At 57.2% G+C, this 12,273-nt stretch carries 9 protein-coding genes, 2 tRNA genes and 1 rRNA gene; all 12 read left to right on the top strand.

What is annotated here, in order from left to right:
* Positions 1-85: 85 nt before the first annotated feature.
* The 12 genes from mrcB to PSH96_RS24375 all read left to right on the top strand — a co-directional run bounded on the left by mrcB (position 86) and on the right by PSH96_RS24375 (position 12,196).
* Positions 86-2,410: a penicillin-binding protein 1B gene (gene mrcB, locus PSH96_RS24430; RefSeq protein ID WP_056859778.1), complete on the top strand. Its 2,325-nt coding sequence runs from the start codon at positions 86-88 to the stop codon at positions 2,408-2,410.
* A gap of 16 nt (positions 2,411-2,426) precedes the next feature.
* Positions 2,427-3,164, top strand: coding sequence for a M48 family metallopeptidase (locus PSH96_RS24425; protein ID WP_065911201.1), 738 nt, complete (start codon positions 2,427-2,429; stop codon positions 3,162-3,164).
* Positions 3,164-3,493 carry a YqcC family protein gene (locus PSH96_RS24420; RefSeq protein ID WP_065911202.1) on the top strand — a complete coding sequence of 110 codons (330 nt, stop codon included), beginning with the start codon at positions 3,164-3,166 and terminating at the stop codon, positions 3,491-3,493. The genes PSH96_RS24425 and PSH96_RS24420 overlap by 1 nt, the downstream gene beginning before the upstream one ends.
* A 431-nt stretch (positions 3,494-3,924) precedes the next feature.
* Complete coding sequence (locus PSH96_RS24415; RefSeq protein ID WP_056859785.1) at positions 3,925-5,649, top strand: acetolactate synthase 3 large subunit; 1,725 nt, start codon at positions 3,925-3,927, stop codon at positions 5,647-5,649.
* Between the two features lie 2 nt (positions 5,650-5,651).
* Positions 5,652-6,143 carry an acetolactate synthase small subunit gene (gene ilvN, locus PSH96_RS24410; protein WP_003176102.1) on the top strand — a complete coding sequence of 164 codons (492 nt, stop codon included), beginning with the start codon at positions 5,652-5,654 and terminating at the stop codon, positions 6,141-6,143.
* Between the two features lie 47 nt (positions 6,144-6,190).
* The gene (gene ilvC / locus PSH96_RS24405; protein ID WP_003176099.1) at positions 6,191-7,207 is read left to right on the top strand and encodes a ketol-acid reductoisomerase; all 1,017 of its coding nucleotides are present in this window, start codon (positions 6,191-6,193) and stop codon (positions 7,205-7,207) included.
* Between the two features lie 144 nt (positions 7,208-7,351).
* Positions 7,352-8,209: a CDP-diacylglycerol--serine O-phosphatidyltransferase gene (gene pssA, locus PSH96_RS24400; protein WP_056859782.1), complete on the top strand. Its 858-nt coding sequence runs from the start codon at positions 7,352-7,354 to the stop codon at positions 8,207-8,209.
* A gap of 63 nt (positions 8,210-8,272) precedes the next feature.
* Positions 8,273-9,286 (top strand): protein-methionine-sulfoxide reductase catalytic subunit MsrP, encoded by a 1,014-nt coding sequence (gene msrP / locus PSH96_RS24395; protein WP_236375197.1) that lies wholly within the window; start codon positions 8,273-8,275, stop codon positions 9,284-9,286.
* Positions 9,286-9,906, top strand: coding sequence for a protein-methionine-sulfoxide reductase heme-binding subunit MsrQ (msrQ, locus tag PSH96_RS24390; RefSeq protein ID WP_305455672.1), 621 nt, complete (start codon positions 9,286-9,288; stop codon positions 9,904-9,906). Before msrP ends, msrQ begins: the two co-directional genes overlap by 1 nt.
* A 488-nt stretch (positions 9,907-10,394) precedes the next feature.
* Positions 10,395-11,931 (top strand): 16S ribosomal RNA (locus tag PSH96_RS24385).
* An 82-nt stretch (positions 11,932-12,013) separates the two neighbouring features.
* A tRNA-Ile gene (locus PSH96_RS24380) sits at positions 12,014-12,090 on the top strand.
* A gap of 30 nt (positions 12,091-12,120) precedes the next feature.
* A tRNA-Ala gene (locus PSH96_RS24375) sits at positions 12,121-12,196 on the top strand.
* Positions 12,197-12,273 lie beyond the last annotated feature (77 nt).

Here is a 12,273-nt window from a genome sequence, read left to right as displayed (position 1 = left end):
CCGGCATTATGGCGGTTACAGTCGGTCGTGCAAACCGCTGTCCGGCTCATGTTGATCGTCAATAAAGTGCGTATAATCCGCCGCCATGACTCGAACCCGATCTCCCCGTTCCCGTAAAAAACCTCCTTCACGCGGCCTGCGCCCGTGGCTGGGCTGGGCCATCAAGCTAAGCCTGGTAGGCCTTGTGGTGCTCGCAGGCTTCGCGGTGTACCTCGACGCCGTGGTCCAGGAGAAATTCTCCGGCAAGCGCTGGACCATCCCGGCCAAGGTGTATGCACGCCCGCTGGAATTGTTCACCGGCCAAAAGCTGAGCAAGGAAGACTTCCTTACCGAACTCGACGCCTTGGGCTATCGCCGCGAACCCGTGAGCAACGGCCCTGGCGCCGCTGCGGTCAGCGGCAATACCGTCGACCTGAATACCCGTGGCTTCCAGTTCTATGAAGGCCTGGAGAAAGCCCAGCCGGTACGCGTGCGCTTCTCCGGCGATTACGTTGCCGAGCTGTCGTCGCTCAATGGCTCCAAGTTACCTGTGGTGCGCCTGGAACCGCTGATGATCGGCGGTATTTACCCCAAGAACCTCGAAGATCGCATCCTGATCAAGCTCGATCAGGTGCCACCGTACCTGCTCGATACGCTGATCGCCGTTGAAGACCGCGATTTCTACAGCCACTGGGGTGTGTCGCCCAAGTCGATTGCCCGCGCCATCTGGGTCAACACTTCCGGCGGCAAGATGACCCAGGGCGGCAGTACGCTCACGCAACAATTGGTCAAGAACTTTTACCTGACCAACGAGCGCAGCCTGACCCGTAAACTCACCGAAGCCATGATGGCCATGCTGCTGGAGCTGCATTACAGCAAACAGGAGATTCTCGAGGCGTACCTCAACGAGGTCTTCGTCGGCCAGGATGGGCAGCGCGCCGTGCATGGTTTCGGCTTGGCCAGCCAGTTCTTCTTTGGCCAGCCTTTGTCCGAATTGAAATTGCATCAAGTCGCGTTGCTGGTGGGGATGGTCAAGGGCCCGTCCTATTACAACCCCCGCCGCAACCCGGAACGTGCGCTTGAGCGCCGTAACCTGGTGCTGGATGTACTCGAACAGCAGGGCGTGGCCACCGCTGAACAAGTCGCGGCGGCGAAAAAAATGCCACTGGGTGTTACCACTCGCGGCAAGCTGGCCGACAGTTCATTCCCGGGCTTTATCGATCTGGTCAAACGCCAGCTACGTGAAGACTACCGCGACGAAGACTTGACCGAAGAGGGCCTGCGGATCTTCACCAGTTTTGACCCGATCCTGCAGATGAAAGCCGAAGCGTCGGTCAACGACACCTTCAAGCGCCTGACCGGCCGTAAAGGCTCGGATGAAGTCGAAGCGGCGATGGTGGTAACCAACCCGGAAACCGGTGAAGTGCAGGCCATGATTGGCAGCCGCCAGGCCAGTTTTGCCGGTTTCAACCGTGCGCTGGATGCGGTGCGGCCGATCGGCTCGCTGGTCAAGCCGGCGGTCTACCTCACGGCCCTGGAAAAACCAAGCAAATACACCCTGACCAGTTGGCTGTCGGATGACCCGCTGTCGGTAAAGGGGGCGGATGGCCAGGTGTGGACGCCGCAGAACTTTGATCGTCGCTCCCACGGCACTGTGTTCCTGTACCAGGGCCTGGCGCATTCCTACAACATCTCTACCTCGCGCCTTGGGCTTGAAGTGGGCGTGCCGAATGTGCTGAAAACCCTGGGGCGACTGGGCATCACCCGTGAGTTCCCGGCGTTCCCATCGATGCTGCTGGGCGCTGGCGCCATGACCCCGATGGAAGTGGCGACGATGTACCAGACCCTCGCCAACGGTGGCTTCAATACCCCGATGCGCGGCATTCGCAGTGTGCTGACCGCCGAGGGCGAGCCGCTCAAGCGTTACCCGTTCCAGATCCAGCAGCGCTTTGACGCGGGCTCCATCTACCTGATCCAGAACGCCATGCAGCGCGTGATGCGTGAAGGTACCGGGCGTTCGGTCTACAGCGTGCTGCCGTCGAACCTGACGCTGGCGGGCAAGACCGGCACCAGTAACGATTCGCGTGACAGCTGGTTCGCAGGCTTCGGCCAGGATGTGCTGGCCGTGGTGTGGCTGGGCCGCGACGATAACGGCAAAACCCCGTTCACCGGTGCGACCGGTGCGCTGCAGGTGTGGACCAGTTTCATGCGCAAGGCCGATCCGTTGCCGCTTAACATGCCGCAGCCGGACAACATCGTGCAGGCGTGGATTGATCCGCATACCGGGCAAGGCTCCGACGCCAACTGTCCGGGCGCGGTACAGATGCCGTATATTCGCGGCAGCGAGCCACCTGCTGGTGCTGCGTGCGGTGGCAGTGCCCCCGCTGACGCGGATTCGGTGATGGATTGGGTCAAGGGCTGGATGCATTAAGCAAAGAGGGTTTCAAGTGAACAAGTTGTGGATTCCAGCTATTACCGCCCTGGTTATGCTCGGCGGTTGCTCCAGCGTGCAGCGCGGTTCCATTCCCGTGGTGGACTCAAGCACGAACGTTTCCAATAACGACCGTATCTCGGCCACTGGCGGTTTCCGTCAGACCGTGGTCAAGCGTCCTGCCCAAGCTACGCCTCAGTCCATACCGCAGGATTCGGGTGTGGTGGTGATGGTGCCGGGCGGCGGTGCTGCGACGTCGGCGCCGATCAGTGCCGAGCCTTGGACGCCAGGGCCAAGCACATCGGGTCCGGCTGGCTCCGCGCCGATCCAGACGGCGCCGATCAACCAGGGCACTTACAACATGCCGCCGTCGACGCCGAGCGGTATTCCGTCTTCGTCTAACGCGGGCGGCCTGTCGGCTGACGAGCAACTGGACGGGCCGGTACTGGCTCTATTGACCACCGCCCAGCAGCAACAATCGGGTGGTGATCTGAACGGGGCATCGTCGAGCCTTGAGCGTGCCCAGCGTGTGGCGCCGCGTGAGCCGCAAGTGCTGTATCGTCTGGCCCAGGTGCGCCTGGCCCAGGGCGACGCGCCGCAAGCCGAGCAGTTCGCCCGTCGCGGCCTGACTTTGGCCAACGGTCGCCCCGACCTGCAAGCCAACCTGTGGGCTTTGATTGGTGACGCGCGTGCCGCACAAGGCGACGCCGCCGGTGCTGCCCAGGCGCGGCAAAAAGCCAAGGTCAGCCTCTGATGGATGCACGGTTTCCGGCAATTGCCGAACAGCTGTTGCTGATTGAACGTGAGTTACGCGTGCAGGGTTGGTGGGACGAAGTATCCCCCAGCGCTGAAGCGCTTGGCAGTGTCGAACCGTTTTCGGTGGATACGCTGGACTTTCACCAGTGGTTGCAATGGATCTTCCTGGTGCGCATGAAGCAGATCCTCGAGCAGGACCTGCCGTTGCCCAATGCATCAGGGATTCTTGAGATGGCGGAGATGGTTTACGCCGATCGCCCGCTTGAGAGCCTTGGCCTACGCAATGCGCTGAAAAAGTTCGACCAATTGATCGTCGACGCTCGTTAATTGCCTGACTGCCGGGTTTTTCGGCAGTCTTGCGCACATTTCTACCGCTTGACGACATTCAGGCGAGTTTTATCCCTCCTCAAACCCCTTTAATCTTCGTTCTCATGCGCTTAGTTGGAAAAAAGCGCAATTATTGCTTGACTTGAAGGGGCTGAAACAGAAGAATCCAAAGTCCGCTGTATCGGGACTGCCAGAAGCAGGCCCGCTCAGCAGATCATGAGGCGCATATCCGCGCCGACCTGTAACACCCGCAACGCGTTACCTCGCGCTGGGTGGGAAAAGCCCGCAACACTTGGGACGATCCCAATACTTGCTCAGTCAGTGCTGACGTAGTCGGCGACCACCGTCGCTCATGCTCTGTTGAGAAGTAAACCTATTAAGACCCGTCGGTTTTTAACGGACGGTATTCTGGCGTTTTAGAGGTGAACAACGTGGAGCTTTTATCTGGCGGTGAGATGCTCGTCCGCTTTTTGCGTGACGAAGGCGTCGACTATATCTACGGGTACCCAGGTGGTGCTCTGCTGCATGTTTACGACGCACTGTTCAAGGAACCGGCTGTTACCCACATCCTGGTTCGCCACGAACAGGCCGCGACCCATATGGCTGACGGCTACGCCCGTGCCACCGGTAAAGCCGGTGTGGTACTGGTAACCTCCGGCCCAGGCGCAACCAATGCCATTACTGGCATCGCGACTGCCTATATGGACTCCATCCCGATGGTGATCATTTCTGGCCAGGTGCCCAGCACCATGGTCGGTACCGATGCATTCCAGGAAACCGACATGATCGGTATCTCCCGGCCGATCGTGAAACACAGCTTCATGATCAAACATGCGTCGGAAATCCCGGAAGTCATGAAAAAGGCCTTCTACCTCGCACAGTCCGGTCGCCCGGGCCCTGTAGTGGTTGATATCCCGAAAGACATGACCAACCCGGCCGAGAAATTTGAATACGTCTTTCCCAAGAAAGCCAAGCTGCGTTCCTACAGCCCGGCCGTGCGTGGGCACTCGGGGCAAATCCGCAAGGCGGCAGAAATGCTCTTGGCGGCCAAGCGTCCAGTGCTGTACTCCGGTGGCGGCGTGATTCTGGGCGGCGGTTCTGCACCTCTGACCGAGCTGGCCAAGCTGCTCAACCTGCCGGTGACCAACACCTTGATGGGCCTCGGCGCATTCCCGGGCACGGACCGTCAGTTCGTCGGCATGCTTGGCATGCACGGCAGCTACACCGCCAACCTGGCCATGCACCACGCCGACGTCATCCTGGCGGTGGGCGCGCGGTTTGATGACCGAGTGATCAACGGTCCGAGCAAGTTTTGCCCGAATGCCAAGATCATCCACATCGACATTGACCCGGCGTCCATCTCCAAGACCATCAAGGCCGACGTGCCGATTGTAGGTCCGGTAGAAAGCGTGCTGACCGAAATGGTTGCGGCGCTCAAGGACATCGGCGAAACGCCGAACAAGGAATCGGTTGCCAGCTGGTGGAAGCAGATCGACGAATGGCGCGGTGACCGCGGCCTGTTCCCTTACGACAAGGGCGACGGCAGCATCATCAAGCCACAAACCGTGATCGAAACCCTGTGTGAAGTGACCAAGGGCGATGCTTTTGTGACCTCCGACGTAGGCCAGCACCAGATGTTCGCTGCGCAGTACTACAAGTTCGACAAGCCTAACCGTTGGATCAACTCCGGTGGCCTGGGCACGATGGGCTTTGGTTTCCCTGCGGCCATGGGGATCAAACTGAGCTTCCCGGACACCGACGTCGCCTGCGTGACGGGTGAGGGCAGCATCCAGATGAACATCCAGGAACTGTCGACGTGCCTGCAGTACGGTCTTCCGGTGAAGATCGTGTGCTTGAACAACGGCGTGCTGGGCATGGTTCGTCAGTGGCAGGACATGAGCTACAACAGCCGTCACTCCCATTCCTACATGGAATCGCTGCCGGATTTCATCAAGTTGGTTGAAGCCTACGGCCACGTCGGCATGCGCATCACCGATTTGAAAGATCTGAAGCCGAAGATGGAAGAGGCGTTCGCCATGAAGGACCGCCTGGTGTTCCTCGATATTCAAGTGGATACCAGCGAGCACGTCTACCCGATGCAGATCAAAGACGGCTCTATGCGCGACATGTGGCTGAACAAGACGGAGCGTACCTAATCATGCGGCACATTATCTCCCTGCTTCTGGAGAACGAACCCGGCGCTCTGTCTCGTGTTGTCGGCCTGTTTTCGCAACGCAACTACAACATCGAAAGCCTGACCGTGGCGCCGACCGAAGACCCGACCCTGTCGCGCCTGACGTTGACTACTGTTGGCCACGATGAGGTGATCGAGCAGATCACCAAGAACCTCAACAAGCTGATCGAAGTGGTCAAGCTGGTCGACCTGTCGGAAAGTGCCCACATCGAGCGCGAGCTGATGCTGGTCAAGGTCAAGGCCACGGGTGCCCAACGTGCCGAGATCAAACGCACCACCGATATTTATCGCGGGCAGATCGTCGATGTGAGCGCCAGCGTTTATACCGTTCAACTGACCGGTACAAGCGACAAGCTGGACAGCTTCATCCAGTCGATCGGGACGGCCTCGATTCTGGAAACGGTACGCAGTGGTGTCACCGGGATTGCCCGTGGCGACAAAGTACTCAGCATCTAACCCAAATTAGCGAATGGCCTTACGGCCTGGATATATAGAGGAACCTCATGAAAGTTTATTACGATAAAGATTGTGACCTGTCGATCATCCAGGGCAAGAAAGTCGCCATCATCGGCTACGGTTCCCAGGGCCACGCCCAAGCGTGCAACCTGAAAGATTCCGGCGTTGACGTGACTGTCGGCCTGCGCAAAGGCTCGGCCACTGTTGCCAAGGCTGAAGCCCACGGCCTGAAAGTGACTGACGTTGCTTCCGCCGTTGCCGCTGCCGACCTGGTCATGATCCTGACTCCGGACGAGTTCCAGTCCGCGCTGTACAAGAACGAAATCGAGCCGAACATCAAGAAGGGCGCCACCCTGGCCTTCTCCCACGGCTTCGCGATTCACTACAACCAGGTTGTGCCACGCGCTGACCTCGACGTGATCATGATCGCGCCGAAAGCACCGGGCCACACCGTGCGTTCCGAGTTCGTCAAAGGCGGCGGCATCCCTGACCTGATCGCGATCTACCAGGACGCTTCGGGCAACGCCAAAAACGTTGCACTGTCCTACGCCGCTGGCGTTGGTGGCGGTCGTACCGGCATCATCGAAACCACCTTCAAGGACGAGACCGAAACCGACCTGTTCGGCGAACAAGCCGTTCTGTGCGGCGGTACCGTTGAACTGGTAAAAGCCGGTTTCGAAACCCTGGTTGAAGCTGGCTACGCGCCGGAAATGGCCTACTTTGAATGCCTGCACGAACTGAAGCTGATCGTTGACCTCATGTACGAAGGCGGTATCGCCAACATGAACTACTCGATCTCCAACAACGCCGAATACGGCGAGTACGTGACCGGCCCGGAAGTGATCAACGCCGAATCCCGTCAGGCCATGCGCAACGCCCTGAAACGTATTCAGGACGGCGAATACGCCAAAATGTTCATCAGCGAAGGCGCTACCGGCTACCCTTCGATGACCGCCAAGCGTCGTAACAACGCCGCTCACGGTATCGAAGTGATCGGCGAGCAACTGCGCTCCATGATGCCGTGGATCGGTGCCAACAAGATCGTCGACAAAGCCAAAAACTAAGTCGTACGCATCAAGGGAAAACGCGGCTTAGGCCGCGTTTTTTCGTTTGGGGGCGGGTTCTGGTATAAAGCTGCATCGTTTGCGGGCGAACACGCCCTGCAAGTATTTGTCGAATTCTTTTCACACCGTTGCAAGGTAAAGTCCATGACCGAACGTCCCGAAGAGCCAAACCAGGCCTCTGACGCCGAAAGCCTGCTACCGATCGATGAGCATGTCGAAGAAGGGCATGATGCGGAAGGTCGCAAGGTCCGGCATCGTGGTATCTATCTTCTGCCCAATCTGTTCACCACGGCGAACCTGTTTGCCGGGTTCTACTCCATCATCAACTCCATGAGTGCGCAAAGCGCATTGGCGGCGGGTGATGCGGCGAGTGCCAGCAAGTATTTCGGCTTTGCCGCTATCGCCATCTTCGTGGCCATGGTGCTAGACGGCCTGGATGGCCGGGTGGCGCGTATGACCAATACCCAAAGCGCTTTCGGTGCCGAGTACGACTCGCTGTCGGACATGGTGGCCTTCGGCGTTGCCCCGGCACTGCTGGCGTTTGCCTGGGCGCTGGGGGATATGGGCAAGGTCGGCTGGATGGTCGCCTTCATCTATGTCGCCGGCGCCGCGTTGCGTCTGGCGCGCTTCAACACCCAAGTGGGGACTGCCGACAAGCGTTACTTCATCGGCCTGGCCAGCCCGGCGGCGGCAGGTGTGGTGGCCGGTATCGTCTGGGCGTTCAGTGACTACGGCATCCAGGGTTCGAAGATGTCGTTCCTGGTGGCCTTGATGGTTGCAGCCGCCGGCATGCTGATGGTCAGCAACATCAAGTACAACAGCTTCAAGGAGTTCGACCTCAAGGGGCGTGTGCCTTTCGTGGCGATCCTGGTGGTTGTGCTGGTGTTTGCGGTCGTCTTCAGTGATCCGCCGCGTATTCTGCTGCTGGCGTTCCTGGTGTATGCCGCTTCGGGGCCGATTCAATACCTGTTGCATCTGCGCCGCGACAAAACATTGCCTTAATGTAATTTCCCCCATACTCCGCAGTCTATTGGTGCATCAGTTCTCCAATGCTGCGGAGTTGCCATGTTAATCAAGATCCCTAAAGCGTCCGATTGTCACGAGTCGGATGTCACGCCTGAATCCTTCTATCTTTCTCGTCGCAGCTTGCTCGGCGGTGCGCTGGCGGGCGTTGCTGCCACTGCGCTGCCGCGCTGGGCCAGTGCCGACGATGCGGCGCGTTATGCCGATGTCGAGCCGGGCAATGCCCCAGGCTGGTTTGCCGAGAAACTGCCCAATACCCAATGGCAGGCGGTTACGGTAAAAGACGAAGCCATCACCCCGTTCAAGGACGCCACCCACTACAACAACTTCTATGAGTTCGGTACGGACAAGGGCGATCCGGCAAAGAACGCCGGTTCACTCAAGACTGAACCCTGGAGTGTGGTGATTGATGGAGAAGTCGGCAAACCTGGGCGCTATGCCCTGGAAGACTTCATGAAGCCTTATCAATTGGAAGAGCGTATCTACCGTCTGCGTTGTGTCGAGGCGTGGTCGATGGTGATCCCGTGGATGGGCTTTCCTATTTCAGCCTTGCTCAAGCAGGTTGAGCCGACCGCTAAAGCCAAGTACATCCGCTTTGAAACGCTGCAGGATCCCAAAAGCATGCCGGGGCAGCGCTCCAGCTTCGGCTTGATCGACTGGCCTTATGTAGAAGGGCTGCGTCTGGATGAAGCAATGAATCCGTTGGCGATCCTGGCCGTGGGGATGTATGGACGGGAATTGCCGAACCAGAACGGCGCGCCATTGCGTCTTGTAGTGCCGTGGAAGTACGGCTTCAAGAGCGTGAAGTCGATTGTGCGGATCAGCCTGGTCAGCGAGCAGCCGAAGACGACTTGGCAAAGTATTGCGGCCAATGAGTATGGGTTCTACGCAAATGTGAATCCGACCGTCGACCACCCTCGCTGGACTCAGGCGCGTGAGCGCCGTTTGCCGAGCGGTCTGTTCAGCCCGAATGTGCGCGAGACGCAAATGTTCAACGGCTATTCGGATGAGGTCGCTTCTCTCTATACGGGCCTGGATCTGCGGAAGAACTACTGATGCGTTATCCGATCTGGCGCATTGGCGTCTTTATAGCAGTTGCGATATGGCCATTTTTCTGGCTGTACGAGGCGTGGAGTTCTGTGCTCGGGCCTGATCCAGGCAAAGTGTTGATGGATCGGTTGGGGCTTGGCACCTTGATCCTGTTGCTGATCACGTTGGGCATGACGCCGTTGCAGAAGCTCAGCGGGTGGGCAGGGTGGATTGCGGTGCGCCGACAACTGGGGCTGTGGTGTTTTGCGTATGTGGCGCTGCATCTGGCCGCGTACTGCGTCTTTATCCTGGGGCTGGATTGGTCGCAGTTCGGCGTGGAGCTGCGTAAACGGCCCTACATTATTGTCGGTGCGTTGGGTTTCCTTGGCCTGTTGGTACTGGCAGTGACGTCCAATCGCTATAGCCAGCGTCGGTTGGGCAGCCGTTGGAAGAAGCTGCACCGCCTGGTGTACGTAATTCTTGGGCTCGGTTTGTTGCATATGTTGTGGATTGCGCGGGCCGACCTGAAGGAGTGGGCTATCTATGCATCTATAGGAGCGCTGCTGCTGGTGCTGCGGATCCCGCCAGTGATGCGCCGGATTCCCCGCCTTATTGCGAAAAAACCACTTTCTGCGACAAAAGCGTAATTAAGGATTGACGGCGTTTTATATCTGTCTATAATTCGCCCCACTTCCGGCGCAGTCGAAACGGAAAACTCCTTGATAAACAAAGAGTTATGAAGTTTTCGGCATCAGGTTGCTTCAGTTCATCGAAGCCAAAAGGAAGTTGAAAAAGAGGTGTTGACAGCAGCGTGTAACGCTGTAGAATTCGCCTCCCGCTAACGAGAGATCGTAAGCGCAAGTGGTTGAAGTTGTTGAAGAATTCTTCGAAAACTTCTGAAAATAACCACTTGACAGCTAATGAGGCTGCTGTAGAATGCGCGCCTCGGTTGAGACGAAAGATCTTAACCAATCGCTCTTTAACAACTGAATCAAGCAATTCGTGTGGGTGCTTGTGGAGTCAGACTGATAGTCAACAAGATTATCAGCATCACAAGTTACTCCGCGAGAAATCAAAGATGTAACCAACGATTGCTGAGCCAAGTTTAGGGTTTCTTAAAAACCCAAAGATGTTTGAACTGAAGAGTTTGATCATGGCTCAGATTGAACGCTGGCGGCAGGCCTAACACATGCAAGTCGAGCGGTAGAGAGGAGCTTGCTTCTCTTGAGAGCGGCGGACGGGTGAGTAAAGCCTAGGAATCTGCCTGGTAGTGGGGGATAACGTTCGGAAACGGACGCTAATACCGCATACGTCCTACGGGAGAAAGCAGGGGACCTTCGGGCCTTGCGCTATCAGATGAGCCTAGGTCGGATTAGCTAGTTGGTGAGGTAATGGCTCACCAAGGCGACGATCCGTAACTGGTCTGAGAGGATGATCAGTCACACTGGAACTGAGACACGGTCCAGACTCCTACGGGAGGCAGCAGTGGGGAATATTGGACAATGGGCGAAAGCCTGATCCAGCCATGCCGCGTGTGTGAAGAAGGTCTTCGGATTGTAAAGCACTTTAAGTTGGGAGGAAGGGCATTAACCTAATACGTTAGTGTTTTGACGTTACCGACAGAATAAGCACCGGCTAACTCTGTGCCAGCAGCCGCGGTAATACAGAGGGTGCAAGCGTTAATCGGAATTACTGGGCGTAAAGCGCGCGTAGGTGGTTTGTTAAGTTGGATGTGAAATCCCCGGGCTCAACCTGGGAACTGCATTCAAAACTGACTGACTAGAGTATGGTAGAGGGTGGTGGAATTTCCTGTGTAGCGGTGAAATGCGTAGATATAGGAAGGAACACCAGTGGCGAAGGCGACCACCTGGACTAATACTGACACTGAGGTGCGAAAGCGTGGGGAGCAAACAGGATTAGATACCCTGGTAGTCCACGCCGTAAACGATGTCAACTAGCCGTTGGAAGCCTTGAGCTTTTAGTGGCGCAGCTAACGCATTAAGTTGACCGCCTGGGGAGTACGGCCGCAAGGTTAAAACTCAAATGAATTGACGGGGGCCCGCACAAGCGGTGGAGCATGTGGTTTAATTCGAAGCAACGCGAAGAACCTTACCAGGCCTTGACATCCAATGAACTTTCTAGAGATAGATTGGTGCCTTCGGGAGCATTGAGACAGGTGCTGCATGGCTGTCGTCAGCTCGTGTCGTGAGATGTTGGGTTAAGTCCCGTAACGAGCGCAACCCTTGTCCTTAGTTACCAGCACATAATGGTGGGCACTCTAAGGAGACTGCCGGTGACAAACCGGAGGAAGGTGGGGATGACGTCAAGTCATCATGGCCCTTACGGCCTGGGCTACACACGTGCTACAATGGTCGGTACAGAGGGTTGCCAAGCCGCGAGGTGGAGCTAATCCCACAAAACCGATCGTAGTCCGGATCGCAGTCTGCAACTCGACTGCGTGAAGTCGGAATCGCTAGTAATCGCGAATCAGAATGTCGCGGTGAATACGTTCCCGGGCCTTGTACACACCGCCCGTCACACCATGGGAGTGGGTTGCACCAGAAGTAGCTAGTCTAACCTTCGGGAGGACGGTTACCACGGTGTGATTCATGACTGGGGTGAAGTCGTAACAAGGTAGCCGTAGGGGAACCTGCGGCTGGATCACCTCCTTAATCGACGACATCAGCTGCTCCATAAGTTCCCACACGAATTGCTTGATTCATTGAAGAAGACGATAAGAAGCAGCCCGAAATTGGGTCTGTAGCTCAGTTGGTTAGAGCGCACCCCTGATAAGGGTGAGGTCGGCAGTTCGAATCTGCCCAGACCCACCAATTTTGTGTGGGAAACGCCTGTAGAAATACGGGGCCATAGCTCAGCTGGGAGAGCGCCTGCCTTGCACGCAGGAGGTCAACGGTTCGATCCCGTTTGGCTCCACCACTACTGCTTCTACGTTATGAAAGCTTAGAAATGAGCATTCCATCAGGTTGATGATGAATGTTGATTTCTAGTCTTTG

It is taken from the genome of Pseudomonas sp. FP2338 (genome assembly GCF_030687515.1).
GTDB classification, from domain to species: domain Bacteria; phylum Pseudomonadota; class Gammaproteobacteria; order Pseudomonadales; family Pseudomonadaceae; genus Aquipseudomonas; species Aquipseudomonas salomonii.
The sequence above is the reverse complement of the archived record's forward strand: the minus strand, read 5'-3'. Positions and strand labels throughout refer to the sequence as shown.